Annotated in this window: 17 protein-coding genes and 5 tRNA genes; 2 read left to right on the top strand and 20 right to left on the bottom strand. The window is 43.0% G+C overall.

Going from position 1 to position 22,424, the window contains the following annotated elements:
* Positions 1 to 200 precede the first annotated feature (200 nt).
* Positions 201 to 3,221 (top strand): carboxypeptidase regulatory-like domain-containing protein, encoded by a 3,021-nt coding sequence (locus tag ACSSVW_RS11425; RefSeq protein WP_454179366.1) that lies wholly within the window; start codon positions 201 to 203, stop codon positions 3,219 to 3,221.
* Between the two features lie 65 nt (positions 3,222 to 3,286).
* On the opposite strand, the gene ACSSVW_RS11420 is transcribed toward ACSSVW_RS11425, so the two are convergent.
* The 9 genes from ACSSVW_RS11420 to ACSSVW_RS11380 form a co-directional block, all read right to left on the bottom strand.
* On the bottom strand, positions 3,287 to 3,706 hold the full coding sequence (locus ACSSVW_RS11420) for an energy transducer TonB (protein ID WP_273007741.1): 420 nt from the start codon (positions 3,704 to 3,706) through the stop codon (positions 3,287 to 3,289).
* 98 nt (positions 3,707 to 3,804) lie between these two features.
* The gene (locus ACSSVW_RS11415; protein ID WP_075593828.1) at positions 3,805 to 4,983 is read right to left on the bottom strand and encodes an exo-beta-N-acetylmuramidase NamZ family protein; all 1,179 of its coding nucleotides are present in this window, start codon (positions 4,981 to 4,983) and stop codon (positions 3,805 to 3,807) included.
* Positions 4,983 to 5,918 (bottom strand): N-acetylmuramic acid 6-phosphate etherase, encoded by a 936-nt coding sequence (murQ, locus tag ACSSVW_RS11410; RefSeq protein WP_075593827.1) that lies wholly within the window; start codon positions 5,916 to 5,918, stop codon positions 4,983 to 4,985. Before murQ ends, ACSSVW_RS11415 begins: the two co-directional genes overlap by 1 nt.
* Positions 5,908 to 6,819 carry a BadF/BadG/BcrA/BcrD ATPase family protein gene (locus ACSSVW_RS11405; RefSeq protein ID WP_051501818.1) on the bottom strand — a complete coding sequence of 304 codons (912 nt, stop codon included), beginning with the start codon at positions 6,817 to 6,819 and terminating at the stop codon, positions 5,908 to 5,910. Before ACSSVW_RS11405 ends, murQ begins: the two co-directional genes overlap by 11 nt.
* Positions 6,820 to 8,394, bottom strand: a complete 1,575-nt coding sequence (locus tag ACSSVW_RS11400; protein ID WP_065978428.1) for a sodium:solute symporter — start codon at positions 8,392 to 8,394, stop codon at positions 6,820 to 6,822.
* Between the two features lie 80 nt (positions 8,395 to 8,474).
* A complete protein-coding gene (locus tag ACSSVW_RS11395) occupies positions 8,475 to 9,224 on the bottom strand; it encodes a L,D-transpeptidase family protein (RefSeq protein ID WP_454179365.1) in 750 nt (249 codons plus the stop codon).
* The gene (locus tag ACSSVW_RS11390; RefSeq protein WP_454179364.1) at positions 9,221 to 10,333 is read right to left on the bottom strand and encodes a mandelate racemase/muconate lactonizing enzyme family protein; all 1,113 of its coding nucleotides are present in this window, start codon (positions 10,331 to 10,333) and stop codon (positions 9,221 to 9,223) included. Before ACSSVW_RS11390 ends, ACSSVW_RS11395 begins: the two co-directional genes overlap by 4 nt.
* An 8-nt stretch (positions 10,334 to 10,341) precedes the next feature.
* Positions 10,342 to 11,718 (bottom strand): SH3 domain-containing protein, encoded by a 1,377-nt coding sequence (locus tag ACSSVW_RS11385; RefSeq protein ID WP_065978431.1) that lies wholly within the window; start codon positions 11,716 to 11,718, stop codon positions 10,342 to 10,344.
* A gap of 16 nt (positions 11,719 to 11,734) precedes the next feature.
* A complete protein-coding gene (locus ACSSVW_RS11380) occupies positions 11,735 to 12,961 on the bottom strand; it encodes a hypothetical protein (RefSeq protein WP_454179363.1) in 1,227 nt (408 codons plus the stop codon).
* Between the two features lie 252 nt (positions 12,962 to 13,213).
* On the opposite strand from ACSSVW_RS11380, the gene ACSSVW_RS11375 reads away from it, so the two are divergent.
* Positions 13,214 to 15,229: a TonB-dependent receptor gene (locus tag ACSSVW_RS11375; RefSeq protein ID WP_454179362.1), complete on the top strand. Its 2,016-nt coding sequence runs from the start codon at positions 13,214 to 13,216 to the stop codon at positions 15,227 to 15,229.
* Here ACSSVW_RS11375 and ACSSVW_RS11370 read toward each other — a convergent pair.
* The 11 genes from ACSSVW_RS11370 to dsbC all read right to left on the bottom strand — a co-directional run bounded on the left by ACSSVW_RS11370 (position 15,226) and on the right by dsbC (position 22,375).
* Positions 15,226 to 15,486: a hypothetical protein gene (locus ACSSVW_RS11370; protein ID WP_454179361.1), complete on the bottom strand. Its 261-nt coding sequence runs from the start codon at positions 15,484 to 15,486 to the stop codon at positions 15,226 to 15,228. The genes ACSSVW_RS11375 and ACSSVW_RS11370 overlap by 4 nt on opposite strands.
* 376 nt (positions 15,487 to 15,862) lie before the next feature.
* Positions 15,863 to 15,939, bottom strand: a tRNA-Arg gene (locus ACSSVW_RS11365).
* A 111-nt stretch (positions 15,940 to 16,050) separates the two neighbouring features.
* Positions 16,051 to 16,127, bottom strand: a tRNA-Arg gene (locus ACSSVW_RS11360).
* A 46-nt stretch (positions 16,128 to 16,173) separates the two neighbouring features.
* Positions 16,174 to 16,250: transfer RNA gene (locus tag ACSSVW_RS11355), tRNA-Arg, on the bottom strand.
* A gap of 22 nt (positions 16,251 to 16,272) precedes the next feature.
* A tRNA-Arg gene (locus tag ACSSVW_RS11350) sits at positions 16,273 to 16,349 on the bottom strand.
* Between the two features lie 33 nt (positions 16,350 to 16,382).
* A tRNA-Ser gene (locus tag ACSSVW_RS11345) sits at positions 16,383 to 16,475 on the bottom strand.
* A 112-nt stretch (positions 16,476 to 16,587) separates the two neighbouring features.
* Positions 16,588 to 16,785, bottom strand: a complete 198-nt coding sequence (locus tag ACSSVW_RS11340) for a hypothetical protein (RefSeq protein ID WP_118844781.1) — start codon at positions 16,783 to 16,785, stop codon at positions 16,588 to 16,590.
* Between the two features lie 257 nt (positions 16,786 to 17,042).
* A complete protein-coding gene (gene lysS, locus ACSSVW_RS11335; protein WP_036970557.1) occupies positions 17,043 to 18,578 on the bottom strand; it encodes a lysine--tRNA ligase in 1,536 nt (511 codons plus the stop codon).
* A 26-nt stretch (positions 18,579 to 18,604) separates the two neighbouring features.
* Positions 18,605 to 19,703, bottom strand: a protein-coding gene (prfB, locus tag ACSSVW_RS11330; protein WP_118844059.1) for a peptide chain release factor 2 whose coding sequence is annotated in 2 segments (ribosomal slippage) — positions 18,605 to 19,627 and positions 19,629 to 19,703 — 1,098 coding nt in all. Because the reading frame shifts where the segments join, the coding sequence is not laid out codon by codon here.
* A 143-nt stretch (positions 19,704 to 19,846) separates the two neighbouring features.
* Complete coding sequence (recJ, locus tag ACSSVW_RS11325; protein WP_454179360.1) at positions 19,847 to 21,568, bottom strand: single-stranded-DNA-specific exonuclease RecJ; 1,722 nt, start codon at positions 21,566 to 21,568, stop codon at positions 19,847 to 19,849.
* A gap of 72 nt (positions 21,569 to 21,640) precedes the next feature.
* Positions 21,641 to 22,375 (bottom strand): bifunctional protein-disulfide isomerase/oxidoreductase DsbC, encoded by a 735-nt coding sequence (gene dsbC / locus ACSSVW_RS11320; protein ID WP_036970561.1) that lies wholly within the window; start codon positions 22,373 to 22,375, stop codon positions 21,641 to 21,643.
* Positions 22,376 to 22,424 lie beyond the last annotated feature (49 nt).

The raw sequence follows: 22,424 nt of genomic DNA, 5'->3' as shown, positions 1-22,424 counted from the left end.
TCTTAAAAGCAAATGAACACAAACACTTACCCAATAAAGGTAATATATTTTATTCCACAAACAAACATGATTAACAAAAAAATATTCTTGACCGATTCTTCTAACAGCTGTTTAATGTATAGGCAACATAATTTTAAAGTTCATAAGTCTCAATTGGGTAAGCAGTCCAACAAAGCATATAAATATAAGGACGGGAAACAATGAAACAACATGCATCCTCACTCGTAATAAGCTCCATAGCTAAAGCGACACATAATGCACTTCGCGCAAAGAAAACAGCTCTAACAGGTGTTGTAATGGCCGCGGCTTTAGCCAGCGCACCAGCCTTTGCTAATTTAACCGGTGGAATCAAGGGTAAAGTATCAACACCAGAGGCACAGCAGTCTCTGGCGGGGATCACGGTAACGGCAAAAAGTAACGTAATGCCGAAACCACGCACTGTTGTGACTCGTGAAGACGGAAGCTATGACTTACCCCAACTAAAACCGGGGACTTATGAACTCACTTTCACCGATAAAAACGGGGTCACTCAAACGATGACCGTTGATGTTTTGCTTGAGCAAACATCGAGCCTTAATGTTACCTTCGGCGGCGCAAATGAAAATGTTGAGGTCATCACCGTCACAGGTAGTAAATTATACCGCCAAGGTAAATCTGCATTAACGAATTCACTGGGTGAAGAAGCAATCAACAGCGTGCCAGTGGGTCAAGACTACCGCGACCTGTTAAAACTCGTGCCTGGTGTTGAACTTTCTGAGAATGCAACATTGGGTCCATCGGCAGGTGGTTCGGGGGTTGATAACTCATACGGTTTTGATGGTGTTGACGTATCTCTGCCTATGTTTGGTAATTTAGCGTCAGAGCCTTCCACCCATGACGTGGCGTATGTCACCATGGATCGAGGTGGTGCTAAAGCGGTAGGCTTTAACCGCTCAGGTGGCTTCTCAATCAATACAGTATCAAAATCTGGCACTGATGAATTTCACGGTAACGTTGAATATAAAGTTCAACCTAAGAGCCTAGTAGCGACTCCGACAGGTGAAGAAAGCTATGAAATGGATAAAAGCTGGCTAACTGCGAGCTTAGGTGGACCGCTGATTGAAGATACACTGTACTTTTATACCTCGTATTATCGCCCTGAAGAAACGCGATCTAATAAAGATACGGCATATGGCGCTGTAAAAGACTATAAAAGTGTCCGTGACGAATACTTTGGTAAGCTTACATGGGCACCGACCGACGATATTTTAATTAATATTTCACAACGTACCTCAGAAAAAACAATTGAAGGTCGCTCAATTGGGGCATTCGAAACAGATAGTGTGTCTGCTGGTGATCGAGCAGACCAAGATATCTTTACCTTAGATGGCTCTTGGATAGTTGGAGATGCCACAACGCTGTCATTCCAATACAGTAAATTTGAGTTAGAGTCAGGCACAACACCGGATAACGCATTATCAGTTGTACCGTCACTAACAAGCCAACTTGATTTAAGTAACTTAGATCAAATGGGTTACTTTAACGTACCAAGCCTATTAGATGCCGATGATAATTACACTGCAGAGCAAATAGCAGCCTTTAATGCTGGGGCCATGCCATTGATTGCGCAGTATGGTTACTCTGAAAATGGCGAGATGCTTGGTGGCGGGGGGGTTGGTGCTTATTACCAATACGATAACATCGATTTTTACCGCGACAGCTTTGAACTAAACCTAGAGCATGAATTTAGCTGGGGTGATACCTACCATACTCTACATGTTGGTGGTGAATGGAAAGAAGGTAAAGAAGTACTGGCTCGACTTTCTAATGGTTGGGGAGCAATTTCTTACGTTGGTGGCTTAGATGAAAGCCTAGAAGAAGGCAGCTCAGCACCGGTTATTTATCGTGCTCGCGTACAACAAATGAGTTTAGTCGCAGGTGAAGATGCAGTTTCGGCTATCAATTCAGAAATGGAAACGCTTAACTTCGAAATTAATGACACAATAGAAGTAGGTGATTGGACTTATAACGTAGGTGTATTAGTAAGCCGCGATACATGGTACGGCCAAGGCCTCAAATCAGCATCTGGTACACTTTCTGGTTACGAGTTAGCACCGGGTGAAAAATATAAAATGTATCAAACTGATTGGTCAGATATGATTCAACCACGTTTAGGTGTTAATTGGAATTATGCAGAACAAGACTCAGTCTTTGCAAACTTTTCAATGTATAACCCTGAAGCGAGCTCATTGGCCCGTGCAGCTTCTTGGGATCGTAATACCCGTGCTGAAATTGAAGTTGAGTTTGATGAAGCAGGTAATGTAATTTACGCAGAACCACGCCAAGGTTCATCAGGTAAAGTATTCGCTGATAACTTGAAACCGCGCCAAATAAAAGAATTTACACTTGGCACAACAAAATATGTGGGCTCTGATTTAGTATTACGTGCCCATGTCCGCCACCGTAAAGCATCCCACTTCTGGGAAGATATGCCTAACAATGCACGCTTAACAGACTACTCAGGGGTTGATGCCGAAGGTGTGCCACAACATATCGCAGATAAAGGCTTATATGTTGAAAACCTTGCCGATATTCGCGATGAAATCGGTGGTTCATCGTATGTAATCGCTGAGGTTGATGGCGGCGAAACGAAATACTGGGAAGCCAGCATCGAAGCTGAATACCTAGGTGAAAACAGCTATATCAATGCTTCTTATGTGTGGAGCCATTACTACGGTAATTTCGACCAAGATAATACGACTGCAACCACAGATGCCAATACTTTCATTGGTTCATCAAACTATGGTGATGGGCGTGGTCGTTACCCTTGGGATAATAAATATGGCACATTATCTGGTGATAAACCGCATAAACTAAAAGTTTATGGTTACTATACGGTGCCGTGGGAAGCGAATATCGGTGCGTACTTTATATTCCAGTCGGGTAAACCTTGGGAAGCATGGGATGGTTCAATTTATGGCTACTCAAATGGCACCACGCGTTACGGTGAACCTGCTGGTAGCCGCCGCAGCCCAAGCCATTGGCAACTTGACTTAAACTACACGCAAGACTTTACGTTCTCAGGTGATATGGAATTACAGTTCCGCGCTGATATCTTCAACATATTTGACCGTCAAACAGGTTATAATAATAACCCATATGTATCGTCAGAAACGTTTGGGGAATATAGAAATTACTACAGCCCTCGACGTGTACAACTGTCATTTAACTTTAAGTTCTGATTAAGTTCTAAACCAATCAATCCTGTTGGGGGCCGCATATGCGGCCCTTTTTCATCCCTTTTAATCTAAATTGTACAAAACGTTCTTGCTTCATCTAAATTAATGGCCTGCTTCATAAAATAATCAATCTGTACCGTACGTTTAATAGCGTGTTGCTGGCTGTTTTTTGATGTTGCTTGCCAGTGCCAGTCACTAAGTGCTTCACGCGATTCACTAATAAACATGCCTGCGGGGAAACTTTCTAGAAAGGTAATATCTTTGCTATTCCCGTGTTGATCAATCGTAATAATGAAGCGTGCACAGCCCGCTTTTTTGGTCATCTGTGCCACTTTAGGATAGCTAGGTTTAGTTACGCGTTTTAACGCCCATAGCTGATCTGCAGCGCTTTTATCGGCGCTTAAGTCAAGTATACGTGCGGCCTTGCTAGGGGCCTGTGAGCAGCCAGAGAGTAAAGCAAATACTGCCGCACAAAAATAGACCTTCATAATACATCCTTTTAATTATTCAGGGCCTAAATTTACCACAGCCGTCAAAAAGTGATAATAAAAAAAGAGGCAAGTGCCTCTTTTTGAAATATGTTTTGTTATTGATACAGTAAATAGGGCTGTCGCTTACGTTTAAATGCCGCAAGCTCAGTTTGCCAACTCTGTTTTATTTGTTGCTCGGTTTGTCCCGCCTCAATCGCTAAACGAAGCTTATCTGTACCCGCTAACTTATCCATAAACTCAGCACGTTCAAAAAATAACTGCTGTGAATCGGTTAGTTGTTGATAAGCAGCAATAAATAAACTTAAATCTAAGCCATGCATGTTTGAATCACGTAAATCTTGACCAAAAACCTCAACGTCTTTGAATTTAGGGTTCATTGATGCCCCTTTAATCGCACGTGGCGTAAAACTAAACTCGCCTAGTTTTACAGGTGAATAGCCGACGACTTGGAACGGAAAATCAGTTCCACGACCAATGGTTATGGGTGTCGCTTCAAAGAAGCATAATGATGGATAAAGCTGAATAGATTGAGCATTTGGCAAATTAGGGCTTGGTTTTACTGGCAAGTCGTAAGTCATGGTGCGCTTATAATTCGCCACCGGTACCACTGATAGCTGAAGTTCAGCTGCGTTATTTATCCACCCTTCGCCTTTAATCATCTGTGCAAGCTCAGCAACCGTCATACCATGTAAAACGGGAATTTCATGCATACCCACGAACGAACGGAATTTGGGATCTAAAATTGGCCCATCGACATAAGCAATGTTCGGATTGGGTCTATCAAGAACAATAAATGCTTTACCATTTTCAGCAGCCGCTTCCATCATATAATGCATTGAACTGATGTATGTATAAAAGCGCACACCGACATCTTGGATATCAAAAATAATAACATCCAGATCAGCCAGTGCTTCTGGGGTCGGTTTTTTATTGCTGCCGTATATAGAAACAACATCGATGCCCGTTTTGGCATCTACAGTACTTTTTACATGGGCACCCGCATCATGATCGCCTCGAAAACCATGTTCCGGGGCAAATATTTTACGCACCACAACGCCTTTCTCGAGTAAAAAGTCGACTAAATGTTGACCATTAATTTCTGACGTTTGATTGACAACTAAACCAACGCGCTTGCCTTTAAGTTCTGGCACATAGGCTTGATAGTTAACAGCCCCCACTTGTAATGGTTGTGCTTTTTCTGGCACATTAACTGGCGTTTCCTTACAACCAAGTAATGCTAAACAGCTCACAATTAAAATGGCTAAAAAACGCATTATTCCTCCACCGCTTTACGTAAAAACCCATTCGTTTGGCAAAGCAGCTGTTTTGCCTCATCTGCAGGCTTACCCGTTAATACAATCAAAATAGCTAATTTGGCACTTTGCTCGGCTTGCTTTAAAGCATCGACAGCTTGTTGCTGTGAGCAACTAGTTGCCTGCATCACTATACGAATAGCACGTGCATGGAGCTTTTCGTTACTTGCATTTACATCAACCATCAGGTTTTTATACACTTTACCGGTGCGGATCATACTGGCAGTGCTTAACATATTAAGTACAAGCTTTTGTGCCGTACCCGACTTCATTCGTGTTGAGCCTGTAACAGCTTCTGCCCCTACCACAGGGCAAATACCAATTTGCGGTAAACGCATCACCGCTGAATCAGGGTTACACGTAATGCCCACCGTGACACACCCTAACGACTTAGCATACTCAATTGCAGCACACACGTATGGAGTACGTCCACTGGCAGCGATACCCACAACGATATCTTTTCCTGTAAGGTTCGCATTTTTTAAATCTTCCACACCAAGTGTGGTGCTATCTTCGGCACCCTCAACAGCTTTTTTAAACGCGGTGTCACCGCCAGCAATAATGCCTAATACCTGCTGTTCGCTCACACTGTAGGTCGGGGCACACTCAACAGCATCAAGAATACCTAAACGGCCGCTAGTGCCTGCGCCTATGTAAATAAGTCTGCCACCTTGTTGAAATGCTTCAACAATATGATCTACTGCTAAACTTATTTGCGGGATAACCAGCTTAACGGCTGCTGCAACCTTGTGATCTTCATTATTGATTTTTGTGAGGATCTCAGTGGTGCTGAGCAGATCGATATCCAAAGTGTCAGGGTTTTGTCCTTCAGAGACAATACCGTTTAATTCTTCAAGTAACTCACTTTGATGCTTAAAGACGTGCTCAGGGCTCATTACGTTGTCCTTTTTCAATAATGTCATGGTAATGCTTTACCGCTAGTATAGCGGCACCAGTTAATGAATCCCCTTTACAAGGAGATAATTCGTTTTGCAATGTAAGTGGCAATAAGTCTTGGCTCACCTTAGCAAGTCCCCCAATTAAAATTACGGGTAACGGCGATGTACCGCGACTTTTATTAATTAACTCAACCACTGACGTCGTGTGCTCAGTTAATACCTTATTGGCTACTTTACATTCGTTTTGTAAGCTAAATACAAGCGGACTAAAACGTGCATAATCCGCGGGTTTGGCTTGTTTAAGCCAATGACTAATTGCTTGACGAGTGCATCCTAGCTGCTCACTCAAGCGAATCGTTAATCGGCTTTTAGGTAAATCGTAACAATCTATATCGTTTAATAAATACTGTACAGCCATTAGACCAATACGCGCGCCGCCACCAAAGTCATCCACAGTAAAACCCCAACCACCGACTAATTTAGCTTGGTTGTTTGATTGTAAACGCGCTCCGACAGCACCTGTACCAAGGGCAACAACAACACAAGGTTCCCCCAAATTTGCACCATAAAGCGATGTAATGGCATCACTCTCTATGCGAAGACTTGCAAACTCAATCTCGTAAATTAGCTTGAGCATTACTTTAACTTGCTCAGCTAATGTGGTTGATGCACCTCCGGCGAGGCCCATTACAGCAACGATATCACTGGCCTTTGCACCACTTTGTTCGCAAACGTCTCGAACAACCTTCACAATATTCTCAACTGCTAAATCAAGATCATTCGAAATAGACGCGGGCCCGCCTTGTGAGCGAAACGTCAATTGTGAGGATTGCTCTGTCAGTTCAGCTAAAACTTTAGTACCGCCACCATCAATGGCTAGAACATAACGCACTGTCATTTATGCAAATGCCTCATTACTTGCTTTGGGTTTGCCAACACAACACACTAATGTTGATAACAAGGTGCCAATACATAACTGCCAAGTAAAACCTAAATAAAAGCGCATCGACTCAGGCAATAACCAATCAATCATATAGGGTTGCATTAATAGCGTAACAACAAAACCAACAATTAATGCAGCGAGCACAGAACCTTCACTGCCGCGTTTTGTAAATAACGTTGTGAAATAAACACCCAATAAACCGCTGTACGAAAACACCATAACGCTTAAGGCAAACTTTAATAACGGCATATCACTGTATTGCTGCCAGAAATAGCAAAGTATTGCCATCAACGCCAACGCTAAACTAACCACTGCCATCCCCACTCTACCGGCTTTAACAAAGTGGTGGTCACTCACGTGTTTATTGGCCTTTTCTAGATACGGGCGATATAAATCTTGCACTATCACTGATGACATTGAGCTCAGTCCCGAATTTAATGTTGATATCGCCGCAGCGATTATGCCCACACTAACCAAGCCTTTAATTCCTGCTGGTACTTCATTTAATACGTAATACATAAAAATGGTAATTTTTTCGCCATTAAACTCTTGTACAACCGCCTCTCCAGCCTGATTATTCATAAGTGTTGGTTGCTGATAAACAATATAAAGCAGCATGCCAATGAAGATAAAAATAGCCATAACCGGTATTACCATCAGCACCGATAGCAATAATGCCTTACTGCCTTCTTTTGGACTCTTACAGGTTAATAAACGCTGTGTCATGTCTTGATCAAGGCCAAATGCTGCAATATTTAACAATACAAACCCGGTTAATACAGAGGCCATATTGAATACCCCTGATGGCGTAAAGTCTAAATCAAACTTAAACAAAGCAAGTTTCGAGTCAGCACCAGGAGCGGGTTCATTTAAGGTGGCTATAATGGTCGAGAAATCGGCAGGAATAATATTCAGCAAACACCAAATAACCGCGATCGCTGCACTAACATAAACAACACTCTGTAAAACATCAGAATAGATAACGCTGCGGATCCCGCCTAAAAAGGTATAAAGTAAACCCGCCAGCGCCAGTACTAAGGTCGCTATCACCACACTGTCGGCATGTATATTGCCATATAAAATCATAGCCACCGCGATGGCTGCCATATAAAGACGCGCACCACTTGCAAACACACGACCAAATAAATACATTAAACCGCTACGGCGTTTAGCTTTTGGGCCTATACGCTTTTCTAACAGCTCATACACTGTGTACACTTTTTGTTGGTAAAACTTAGGAATTAAAAATGCCGACACCACAAATGCCGCAATAAACGCCCCTATATTTGTTGCGATATAAGAGAAATCACCTTGATAACCTTGATCAGGACCACCAATAAAGGTTGCCGCAGATTGCGACGTCGCCAAAACAGAAATAGCCACCATCCAGGTCGGCATGCTATTTCCACCCAAGAAAAAATCTTGGCTTGAGTTGGCACGTTTGCGATTAAACCACCAGCCACTGAGCAATAAAATTGCGCCATAACTTGCGAATACTAACCAATCGAGTAATGCGTAATTTGCACTCATTTATTATCCTAACTCAAACCTTGATGGAATATATTATTCCACCATTACGACAAAAATAAAATACTTTTATTTTATTATTTTTAATTTTCCAGTACCGGCAATTGCCACTGACTTTGTTTTTGCTGATATTGCTGCTTAGTTAAACTCACCAATAATGGTTTTTTACGCTCATCAAGCCAAGCTAATAAGGTATCCATATCGGTTTCGGTCATCGCTGTACATCCTGCCGTTGGTTTATTGGGCGCACGCCATAAATGCATAAAAATACAACTGCCCGCCCCATCGACATTGTAAGGATTGTGCTTTACCACGATCCCCTTTTTATATAAGTCGTCTTGGCTGTAAATATCACGGCGCATCCATTCAGATGAGTTTTTTACCGCAGCGTCTCCCACTTCTGACTTATCAACAAGTTGGTTGTAAAAAGGAGACCCTTTTACATCAATGCAGTAATCGTTAGCAGTCATAGCTTGATAGCTAAGATTCGTTTGTAATGTGTCTAAGTAACCAAATGCAGTACCTAGTTCAAAGATACCCGCTGGCGCTTTGCCATCCCCCTCTTGTTTTTGCAAACCAGCTTGTGCTGGATGTAAGCCAACACCCCAAGCAAGCCCAGTACGCCCAAGCACAACAGCGTGTTGATCACCTTGTTGTTGCCATTGTCGCCCTTTTTTTTCAAAGCGATAAAGCGTCGCATCAATTGCGTCACTGTCATTGGCTACAACCACAACTAATTGTTGATGTGTATTATCAATCACAGGCGTGTACTGCTGCGAGCTTGCACAGGCGGTTAAACTCATTGCTGCAACAAAACTAAAGATTTTTTTCATTCTGGCCACACTCCATTTGTTATCAGTTCAAGACCGTTGATTGATTCAATACCAAGACCTGGGGCATCCGAAAGCGTGATCTGCGGGCCATTAAATTCAACCCCACCTTGCACCGGATCATACTGGCCAAGGGCAGGACCATCTAAATCAATTTTACTAATTTGTTGGGCTTTTGCGGATGCTAAATGTGCAGCTCCCGCCACAGCAATACTGCCCTCAAGCATACAGCCAATCATACATTGCGCTTGATACTGCGCAGTGATATTGGCTATTTCAATCGCACGGCTCAACCCACCGGTTTTCATTAGCTTAATATTAATAATATCAACGGCGCCAAGCTCTAAAAGCTGAATAACCTGCTGAGGAGAAAAAGCACTCTCGTCGGCCATAATCGGTGTATTAACACGCTCAGTAATGTATTTTAGTCCTTGGATGTCATTACTTTTAACGGGCTGCTCTACGAGCTCAAGCACGACTCCGGCGTGTTCTAGTTGCTGTAAGGCCTGCACTGTTTGCTTAGCACTCCAGCCTTGATTAACATCAAGACGCAAGAGTGCTTTGCTTGCAAAGCCCGCATAAATTGCTTTAACACGCTCAATGTCTTGGTTCAGGTTATTGCCGATTTTAACTTTTAATACATCGAAACCTTGATCAACCGCGAGCTGGCAGTCGCTGAGCATCTTATCGATATTATCAACACTGATAGTGATATCAGTCTTGAGCTCTGACTGCCCGCCACCGAGTAATTTATACAATGGCGCTTTATAAAGCTTGCCCCATAAATCATAAACAGCAATTTCTAGCGCCGCTTTTGCGCTACTATTACCGACTACAGTCGTTTGTATAATATGGGTGAGCTGATTAATATTTTCTATTTCGAGGCCCAATAATTTCGGCGCAATAAACTGCTTAATAACGCTTATCATGCCTTGGTGAGTATCCCCTGTAATAACTGGGGTTGATGCTGCTGAACCATAACCAATCTGGCCGCAGTGAGTCTCGATGATCACCACTAAATCTTCTATAAAACTAACTTCTCTCAACGCCGTTTTGAATGGGGTCACTAATGGCACTTTGAGCTTTGCAAAACGAATTGCTTTAATTTTCATACAGGCCTCTAGCGAATACGTTTAATGTTGTACACACGGTCTAAATAGCTTGTTTCTTGCGAGAGTCTTAACGGCAATAATGGAGTAACCGATACCCCATTTAGAGCACTGCTGTAAAAACTACCATCGCCTTTGTTGTAGCCAAGCCCTTTCACGTCGTGAATTACGTACGGCTCACCTTGGTGTTCACCTAAATACATCATCACATGACCTGGAATATAAATTAAATCACCAATTGCCATATTCTTAACAACGGATAATTTAGACGCTTCATTGGCATTTTTATCAAAGCGGCTATTTTTACCGTACTCACTGCTCCCTTGCTGACCGGAGTTACGTGGCATGAGTAAACCAAAACTTTTATAAATTTCACCCACAAAACCAGTGCAATCTCGGCCATTGTAATCGTGCCCCCACCCATAGCGCTCACCTAAAAACTTAAAGCCTTGCTTAATCAGGTTTTGTTCGGTGTAGGCGAGGTAACCGATATTTACATCTGCGGTTTTACTGATCATTGCTGGCTTTATGGCTAATTGGCCATTTTCATCGCGCGTTGGTAATTGCACAATATGGCTGGCATAGGTATTTTGCCCATTCAGTAAGTAAGGAACTTGCTCGTTATCAACAAGGGGTAAACGCACCCCCATATCAAGCTGAACTTCTGAGCGTGCATCATCATTAGGCACATAAGCAGTGTGCACTTTAGCGCCAGTGATGACTAAAAAGTTTTCTTGGTCACGGTACGCTTTAATTTTATCAGCATCGGCAAAAGCAATATCCTCAGCGGGCGTCCACGCTAAATAGTTATAAGCACGCACTAAAAGCCACTTTTTATCCGCGCTTTGATGCAAGACAGCGACAGTCTCTCCCGGAAACATGCCACTTTCTTGAAAGCGATCTAGGTCGTGATCTAAGCCACTGTTGAGCACCCGATCCCACGTTGGAAAGGTCCGTAATGACGTACGCTTCACCACCACACCAAAGCGAACTAAGTTAGTACTCGCGACCTTATTAATATTTAAATTTGCCTGATATTTAGCAAAATCTTTCGCTGTTAATTGACGTCCGTCAGTAAAAAATCGCGGGCTTTTTGGCACTGAGCTGGCTTGATTAATTAAGCTAGTGAGTTCGGCTTTAGACAGTGATTTTTGAAATGACAGTGGATCAACAATGTACTTATTTTCTTTGATTAACTTATCGTTAAACGCCTGAATTTGCGCATTTGTCATGAGCATTTTTGCTGATGCGCCTTGCTGCAACCAATAACTAGGTGACAACTGTGACTGAGTGACGGCTATCACATCTGACTGCCACCCTTCGGCATGCATAGGTGAGCTAAAGGCAACACCTAGGCTAATTGATAAAGCGATAATTGAACGACGCATGTGTGTTCCTTAATACTTATTGAGCGCGTGAATCTAATAGTTTTGTAAAAGCTGCCTGCAAATTTTGCTGCATTAGCTTGCCGACTTTTGGCAAGTGGGCTTCCTCTGCACCAGGGATTGCTTGCTGAATACTCAAGGTAAACTCGCGACCGCCATTAATTTGCCCCAAGCAAACATGAGCGAGCATAACCGTTTCGGTCGTAGAGCGAGTTTCACTTGGGCCCCAGCCGATTTTTTGCCACACTCGCCACTGCCCATTTGTCGCGGTATCAAGTACTTCTTTTGCCGAGCGTGTATCATTGGGTGCAATCGCTTTTGCAAGTGCATTAGTCACAAGATGACTGATGCCAATCATCATACCACCTACGCCAGCCTGTTGTTCGCTATGACCTGTGCCATTAAGGAGTACATCTACATCGCTACTTTGCAAATACGGCATACGGGTACTGGGTTCACGGTCGTGACTAACAAGGCGTTTTAACCATTCAGCTTGTGCCAAGGTAGTCATTGCCTTATTACCCGTTAAACCGCAGTTATCACAACGGTAACTTAAATAACCAGGATCATCACGATTTGCTTTGTAATAGCTGATCTTTGCATCATGTTCTGGGTGTGCAGGGTCATGCCAATATTCATCAGATGGCATAAACTGCTCACCGCCATAGGCACCATTAAATAATAAACCAGGGGTTTCGAGCTTTAACCAGTCATTATAAAAGAAGCTTTGTAATGTATTGCGCCCAGCAACATTAATAAAATAACTCGCGATTGCATTTGAATTGCCATCCGCTTTTCCAAATGGCTCATAGCTATTTACGCTACTAATTAAATCAGCCAAGGGAGTATCACCAGCCAGTGCGTGCGCACCTAATTTAGGCTGCTCTTTTCTCACGGTAGCGACAGCACCTGTGAAGGCTTGAATCTTTGATGAGCTCCATGGCTCATAAAGCTCATTGTGCGTGCCATCACTTAAGTAACGGTAAGCAAGTGCCCCGCCTTTTACCTGATAATCAATAACAAGCAATTTTCCTTGCTGTTGAGACGGAGAAAAATATTGCCAATCCGCGGCAATTCGAGACTGCCAATCAGGTTGCTGATAAGCCACTTGGTCAGCACTTTTATAGCCTTTTCCAGTCCCATTATTAGCGAGACTTAAACAACCGGTATTATTTAAATCACGTGGCATGATTACAGGTGCCATCATCACTTCGGCAAAAAACTGCTCGTCAGTCATTGTGTCCACGGGGTTATTCGCGTGACAGCCAACTAACAGCAAAAGGCTACTACACAACGTAAAATTGATAGATCGTAAACGCACGGTGTGCATAAAATAAAATTCCCACTTATTTTTATTTTTGGAATATTTTATTAAATTTAACACAAATTTCCCATGAAGCAAATTAACTCAGCTTTATTACGATTCATCTCTTCTGCATCCAAAAAAATGACTTACGCGTATATATTTTTAATACCAAATAGAAAAGGGATTTATAAAATGAAAAAGTTATGCTTTATTGCGGGCTGTCTAAGCTGTTCTGGTGGCGCATTTGCTAATATTGAAAAAATTACCGTATATGGTCACCGCACTGGCTTAATTGGTGAATCAATCAGCGCCTCAAGTGGCATTATTGGCCAAGGTGAGATTGAAAATAGACCCATGCTCAGAAGCACAGAACTACTTGAGTTAATCCCCGGTATGGCCGTTACTCAACACAGTGGTTCAGGTAAAGCAAATCAATACTTTATTCGTGGTTTTAACCTTGACCATGGTACAGACTTTTCAACCAATATTGATGGTATGCCAATCAATATGCGCAGCCATGGACATGGTCAAGGCTATACAGACTTGAACTTTATTATTCCCGAAACGATTGCCACAGTCAGTTATCAAAAAGGCAGTTACGATGCCAAGCAAGGTGACTTTTCAACTGCGGGCAGCGCCTACTTTCACCTGACAGATAACCCAAAGCATCAACAGTTAGATTTCACTATTGGTGAGGATAACTATTTACGCGCGGTTGCTTTAGGCAGCATTGCACTTGGTAATAGTAAACTTATTGGCGCCACAGAATGGCAAGGTTACGACGGGCCATGGCAAGACATTAAAGAAAGTGTAAATAAAAAGAACGCCCTCCTTCGTTTCGTTAATGAGTCTAAGCACGGTAACCTGTCCATCAGCGCTATGGCGTATGATAATACGTGGAATTCGGCTGACCAAATTCCGCAACGCGCCGTTGATCAAGGTATCATTTCATCGCTGGGCTCTTTGGACACCACATTAGGTGGCAGCTCTAGTCGCTATAGTTTATCGGCTAATTGGCAAAACGAACACCTCACAGCTAATGCCTATGTAATTGATTACAAACTGAACTTGTATTCTAATTTCTCGTATTTTCTTAATGATCCTGTTAATGGCGACCAATTTAATCAACGTGATAATCGGACGGTGTCTGGCGGGGCAATCAGTTATCAATTTTCAGGTGTTTTAAACTCTATTTTACTGAATCATGATGTAGGTGTTGAACTTCGAAACGATAACATTGATAACGTAGGACTGTATAACACACAGTCGAGAAATTACTTATCAACCGTACGTGAAGACCGTGTTGACGAAACAAGTTATGCTGCTTATTGGCAAACCCAACTTACTATGAGCCCTCAATTAGAGGCCACTGTAGGCGTACGCTATGACTATATTGATGCGAGCGTTAACAGCGATAATCACTTAAATTCAGGCGATGCAAATGACGATTTACTCGGTTTCAAAGCAAGCCTAACTTATTTATTCAACGAGAACGTAGCGGGTTATGCCAACTGGGGGCAATCGTTTCATTCTAACGATGCACGCGGCGCAACAATTCAACAAGACCCTGTAACCCTTGCAGCCACTGATACCGTTGATTTGCTCGTTAAAAGTAATGGTGCTGAGCTGGGCATGCGTTACTTTGACGAAAAGCACTTTAACTTTTCAGCGGCACTGTGGTGGCTCTCGCTTGACTCAGAACTCCTCTTTGTTGGTGATGCAGGCAATACTGAAGCCAGTGATGCATCAACACGTTACGGATTAGAACTAAGCGCTTACTATTGGCTAGCCGAGTCACTTAGCCTTGATGCTGAAGCATCGTTTACACATTCACGCCTAGACATAGATAGCCAGAACGACCGCATTGAAGGGGCTGTGCCAGTAGTTGCCAGTGCTGGCGTAAACTGGCACATAACAGAGCAATGGCAAACATCGTTGCGTCTTCGCCATATAGGTAAACGCATGCTCAATGATGATGGCAGTCAACGTTCAGAGCCTTTGACCGTCGTTAACGGTTTAGTTAGTTACCAACATACTCACTGGAAAGTCGGCTTAGAGCTACTTAATCTATTCGATAGCAGTGATCATGATATCGATTACTATTATGCATCACGCTTACCGACTGAGCCCGCAGAGGGAATAGAAGATAATCACTACCACCCCATAGAGCCACGTACGCTTAGATTCAACGTCAGTTTACTCTTTTAGAGAACCTGCTCTGTGTACTTTTGCAAGTTAGTGATTAGGTCACGGTAAAGCGATACACTGTTATCTTTGATGCGGTCGAGGAAAAAGTCGTCAGTAATGCGAGTTATTTGCTGGCGCTTGTTCTTATCACTTAACTTACTGCCAGCAATTCCTATTAGTTCAGAAATTTTCGCTTGTTCATACGCATTTAAAGACGGATCAGTACTGATATCTTTTAGCATAACCAGTGATTCAAGCATGGAGCCGTTTAGTGTCACAGTGATCGCCTTCGCTAAGCCACTATCACAGCAGCAACACTGCCTATAATCAGGTATAAGAGAGGGTGAATCTGCAGCGAGTTTAATTGTACTAACTGAACAGCCGTTGGCTCACTTATTTTAGAAGAATAAATATACTGTAATACCATTACGCTTAATTAAGTGGTCTATTTTGAGGCAATAAAACCGCGTTGATAACAAGGCAAAAATTTAGTTATTTAGTTGTTCTAAATCAGAAATTTTTAACGCAGGTAGCGACTGGTTTAATCACTCAAAATGATTAAGTATTTTTGCAAAATGGTATAATACCGCGGCTGCGGATTTCGGGCACAAAAAAACCGACTTTCGTCGGTTTATGTCACTTTCAGAGTGAAAGTGGCGGACGCGGGAGGATTCGAACCTCCGACCGCCTGGTTCGTAGCCAGGTACTCTATCCAGCTGAGCTACGCGTCCGCAATAGTTCTGCTTATTTACGTCTTGCAATGACGGTGTCGTTTAAACACAAAAAAACCGACAGTTTGTCGGTTTATGCTTTCTTACATTGCTGTATGAATGTATAGAAAGTGGTGGGCGCAGGAGGATTCGAACCTCCGACCGCCTGGTTCGTAGCCAGGTACTCTATCCAGCTGAGCTATGCGCCCACATTCTATTCTAGTTAGTTTAAGTCTCACTAAGACTTTTCAAAAGTGGTGGGCGCAGGAGGATTCGAACCTCCGACCGCCTGGTTCGTAGCCAGGTACTCTATCCAGCTGAGCTATGCGCCCACATTTTGATGTTAGTAAAGGATGGTGGGCGCAGGAGGATTCGAACCTCCGACCGCCTGGTTCGTAGCCAGGTACTCTATCCAGCTGAGCTATGCGCCCATTCTTTACTTTACAAGATAACCATTTAAAAAATGGTGGAGAAGGAGGGATTCGAACCCTCGATAGAGCTACAAACCCTATACTCCCTTAGCAGGGGAGCGCCTTCGGCCACTCGGCCACCTCTCCGTCTTGTGGGGCGTATAATAAAGATTTCAGAAAATATGTCAAACACTTTTCAAGGAAAATCGCACAGATGGTTATAGATTGTCCACTACGGGTAAAAACAACAAACTTTTGCTCAGCCTTTGACCGGTTTTGCTTTTTGTCTGAACGAATCGATGCCCGTTAATGGGATATGCTCATCGGTTATTTCTGCTAAATATTGATCCTGATAGCCTAGTTGTTGAAACTCGGCGATGCAGGCACGATAAAAAGCTTCACGTTGCTCATCGCTTTTACTGGTGTCTGTCTGCAACTGCACAGGCTTTTTTGTCATTATAATTAAGTCCACTAATACGTTGAACGACATTTGTACAATGTTCTCATACTCGTATTAAAAAAACACCACTGTAATTACGAACAAAAGGCGATGTTTAACACTTTTACTACTACAACAACGCAGACTTAATCAGTATTTCTTTTTTTATCAATTAATTACAAATCAGTAGTCACAGAGTTCAACGTTTAAAATCAGAAATTTCCGATAATAAAAACGCCGCTAAAAAGCGGCGTTTATTAGAGTCTTAGTACTGATTAATCAGCTTGCGGACGCATATGAGGGAATAAAATAACGTCTTTAATCGTTGATGAGTCTGTAAATAGCATCACCAAACGGTCAATACCAATGCCCTCGCCTGCTGTTGGCGGTAAGCCGTACTCTAATGCACGAATGTAGTCTTCGTCGTAGTGCATTGCTTCATCATCACCCGCGTCTTTCTCTTCAACTTGACGAGAGAAACGTTCTGCTTGGTCTTGTGCATCATTTAGCTCAGAGAAACCATTTGCAAGCTCACGACCCCCTACAAAGAACTCAAAACGGTCAGTAACAAATGGGTTTTCATCGTTACGACGAGCCAGTGGCGACACTTCCCAAGGGTATGCCGTAATAAATGTAGGTTGAATTAACTTATGCTCTGCAGTCTCTTCGAAGATTTCACACAAGAACTTACCTGGACCCCATACACAGTTTTCAGGTACTTTAACGTGAACTTGCTTCGCATACGCTTTAAGCTCTTCAAAATGATTTTCTGGGTCATTAAATACAGCCGCATCAAAGTCAGGGTTGTACTTAAGAATAGCTTCGCTCATTGTTAAACGTGCGAAAGGCTTACCAAAGTCATACTCTACAGAGTCAACTACGTCGCCATGCTCGTTTTTCGTTGTGTTAACAACGATTGGTGAACCCAGTACGTCTGTTGCAACTGTACGTAGCATATCTTCAGTGATGTTCATTAAATCGATGTAATCAGCGTATGCTTGGTAGAACTCAATCATCGTGAATTCTGGATTATGACGCGTCGATAAACCTTCGTTACGGAAGTTACGGTTGATTTCGAATACACGCTCAAAGCCACCCACAACTAAACGTTTTAAGTAAAGCTCTGGCGCAATACGTAAATACATATCGATATCAAGTGCATTGTGATGCGTTACGAATGGGCGTGCAGACGCACCACCAGGGATAACCTGTAGCATAGGCGTTTCAACTTCCATGAAATCACGGTCTGCTAAGAAACGACGAATACCTTCTACCACTTTTGAACGAATACGGAATGTCTCACGCGTCGCTTCATTGGTGATTAAATCAACATAACGTTGACGGTATTTTGTTTCTTGGTCTGATAGACCATGAAATTTTTCTGGTAATGGACGCAGTGACTTAGTCAGTAGCTCATACTCAGTCATTTCGACGTATAAATCGCCTTTGCCTGATTTATTTAGCGCACCTTTAACACCGATGATGTCACCGATATCAAGTTGGCCGTATTTTGCTTTTAATTCTTTTTGTACGTCTTTTGATGCGTATGCTTGAATTTGACCTTTCATGTCTTGTAACGCAAGGAAAGGACCACGTTTAGCAAGAATACGACCTGCTACTGAAACTACATGTTGCTCAGCAACTAATTCTTCTTTCGATTTATCACCAAACTCAGCTTGCAAATCAGCCGTGTAATGTTCACGACGGAATTGGTTTGGATGACCGTTGGCTGGGCAATTTTCGCGAATAGCGTCTAATTTGCCGCGACGCTCAGCGATTAACTTATTTTCGTCTTGGATTTGATCAGTCATTTTTTAGCTCTTTTTTAGCTTGGTGGTTATAGGCCAGATTTAAGGCTGGCTTCAATAAATTTATCTAAATCGCCGTCAAGAACCGCTTGAGTATTGCGGTTTTCAACGCCCGTTCGTAAGTCTTTAATGCGCGAGTCATCAAGCACGTATGAACGAATTTGACTTCCCCAGCCAATGTCTGATTTTGCATCTTCTTGGCTTTGCTTCTCGGCATTTTGTTTTTGCAACTCAAGCTCAAACAATTTCGCTTTTAACTGCTTCATTGCTTGGTCTTTATTTTTATGCTGCGAACGCTCATTTTGGCACTGCACAACCGTATTGGTTGGTAAATGCGTAATACGTACTGCTGATTCGGTGGTATTTACGTGCTGACCACCCGCACCCGACGCGCGATATACGTCAATACGTAAGTCGGCGGGGTTAATATCAATTTCAATATTATCGTCAATTTCTGGGTACACGAAAGCAGACGCGAACGAGGTATGACGACGACCGCTTGAATCAAACGGGCTTTTACGCACTAAACGGTGCACACCCGTTTCAGTTCGTAACCAGCCATATGCATATTCGCCAACAAAGCGAACTGTCGCCCCTTTAATACCAGCCACATCACCGTCGGTTGCTTCAACAAGCTCAACTTTAAAGCCTTTCGCTTCACCCCAACGTAAATACATGCGCAGTAGCATATTACACCAGTCTTGCGCTTCAGTACCGCCAGAACCCGATTGTAAATCTAAGTACGCGTCGTTTTGGTCATGGGCACCTGAGAACATACGACGGAACTCAAGCTTTTCTAGTTGCGCATTTAAATCGGCTAATTCAGCCTCGGCTTCAGCAAAGGTTTCCTCATCTTCGGCTTCAACAGCAAGTTCAACTAAGCCTTCAACATCTTCAGTACCGGCCACTAAATTATCAATGGTCTCAACGATAGCTTCTAATGCCGACTTTTCACGGCCAAGGGCTTGAGCACGCTCAGGCTCATTCCACACTGCTGAATCTTCAAGTTCTGCGTTAACTTCTTCTAACCGCTCTTTTTTAAGAGGGTAGTCAAAGGTACCCCCGAAGCAGTTCAGTACGTTCGCGAATTTCCTTGATTTGATTAATCACAGGATTCACTTCAAACATGTACATTACTCCAAAATGGCTGATTTACCGCGCACAGCTCTCAAGATGAATTACGGTAAAATATCTACAAATATTAAAAACGCCCGATTTTAACAAAAAACCGAGCGTTTTATTAGCCTTTTATGTCGATTATAGCGATATTTTTATGTCGCTTTTTGTAGCTCTCGAATAATCAGTTGTAACGAGAATTTGCCACGGAATTCATTTATATCGAGTTGGTAGGCAGCTTTAACATAGCGTGCTTCGGTATCGGGCCAGGCACGCACATCGACACCAAATGCAATACCATCAACCAAACGTCCAGATTGATGCTTTAACACGAGTTTTAAGTGCTTTTCACCTACAATACGTTGTTGAATAACCTCGAATAGGTGCTCGAATACCGGCTCGGGAAATTGCTGTCCCCATGGCCCTGCATTTTTTAACAGGTTGGCAAACTCCATCGAAAAACACTCATTTGGCAACTCGCCGTCGGTCAACAAAATACTTTGTTTATGCTCATCGGTCAGTGTGTCGGTGACCATACGCTCAAACACAGCTTTAAACTCGGGAAAACTCTGCTCATTAATGCTCAAGCCGGCTGCCATTGCATGCCCCCCAAACTTACTGATTAAGTGTGGGTGTAGAGTATTCACTCGTTCAAGTAAGTCACGCATATGCAGACCTTCAATTGAACGACATGAGCCTTTTATTTCACCGTTATCGCCCGCGGCAAAAATAATCGTAGGCCGGTGATATTTCTCTTTTAAACGCCCCGCTAATATACCAATTACCCCTTGATGCCAGTCAGCTTGATACAAGCAAATCGCATCGGGGATAGCGTCGGTTTTAAAGGCAAGGCGATCGAGCACGGCCTGCGCCTCAACCTGCATGCCCTGCTCTATTTCGCGGCGCTCATGATTAAGGCTGTCGAGTTCACTGGCAATACGGCGAGCTTGATTTATGTCGTTTGATAACAAGCACGCGATGCCTAAGCTCATGTCATCTAAACGCCCTGCAGCGTTTAAGCGAGGAGCCAATGAAAAGCCAAAGTCACTGGCACTTAAACGTGCCGCATTTCGATTAGCCACTTCAATTAAAGCGCTTATTCCCGGACGAGTTTTACCACTGCGAATACGTGCTAATCCTTGGTGAACCAACGTACGATTATTGGCATCAAGCGCAACGACATCAGCCACCGTACCAAGGGCGACAATATCAAGTAACTCAGCAAGGTTTGGCATTGGACTATGCTCAAAGGCCCCTTGTTCGCGTAAGTGGCTGCGCAGCGCAATTAATAAATAAAATGCCACGCCTACACCGGCAATCGATTTAGATGGGAACTGACAATCATGGCGGTTAGGGTTCACGATAGCATCTGCATTAGGCAGCGTATCCCCTTGTAAATGATGATCTGTAACCAGTACCTTAATACCGGCGCGCTTCACAATCGCAATGCCATCAATGCACGAAATACCATTATCCACTGTAATAACCAGCTCAGGCTTCATTTCAACAATTTGCGCCGCCAGTGCGGGGCTTAAGCCATAACCAAGGCTAAACCTATCAGGCACTAAATAGTCAAGGTTGTTAAACCCAAACATGGCCAAGCCTTGCATTAAAGTGGCCGTACTGGTTGCACCATCGGCGTCGAAGTCACCGACAATTAATACTCGCTGTTGTTCTGCGAGTGCCTGTTGCAGTAATAATACGGCTTTGTCTATGTCTTTAAATAATTTAAAGTCATGCAGGGTCGCTGCACTGTTATCTAATTCATTGGCATCTTTTACCTGGCGCGAGGCATAAATTTGCTTAATAACGGGATGTAAGTGTTGAGGAAGGTATGAGTCATCGACACGGGAACGAACTTGGATTATTTTTTCCATGTTGGAAATATTACTTTAGTTAGCTTAAAGCGAATAAAAGACCTACCTAAGGCAGGCCTATTTATAAAAAGATTATGAAGATGTTTTTGGTAAGGCATCAAGCGCTTGGCTAATTTGTGCTGCTGATTGATAACCTGGGATCATCGTTCCATCTTCTAAAATAATTGCAGGTGTACCCGACATACCAAAGCTTTGGCCTAATTGATAATGCTCAGCAATAGGGGCACTGCATCCTTCTACCTTGGCAACCTCTGCACCGGCTTTGGCTTCAGTTAGTGCTTCTGCTGGGTCTTTTGCACACCACACATTCATTAAGTCTTCGTAACCTTTACCGCGTAAACCGCCACGAGGGAAAGCTAGGTATTTTACGGTGATGCCCGCTTCTAAGAAATCGTCTAATTCGCGGTGTAATTTACGACAGTAACCGCATGTAATATCGGTGAATACAGTAATTGAATGTTTTTCATTTTTTGCTTTATAAACAATCATTGAATCTTCGTATTCAGCCACACCCGCCTTACGTACATCACTTAATGCGTGCTCAGTGAGATTGACACGATTTTGAAGATCAATCAGCGTACCTTGCATTAAAAATTGACCGTCAGGGCTTGCGTAAAGTACCCCCTTGTCAGTAATTAGCTCTTTAAGGCCAGCAACAGGGCTTGGGTTTACTTTTTTAACCGTAACACCTAACTCAGCAAATTTAGCAATAATTGGCGCATCTGCAGCGTCGGTGGTCGACACACCATTTGCAAACACACTTAAACTCGTACCAAGCAGTGCCGTGGCTAAAACTAACTTTTTCATAACTATCCTATATCCTGATCATTTATTATATAGACCGGTACATCTTTAA

This window comes from Pseudoalteromonas sp. MBR-15, from assembly GCF_053628915.1.
This window is presented reverse-complemented; position numbering and strand designations above follow the sequence as displayed.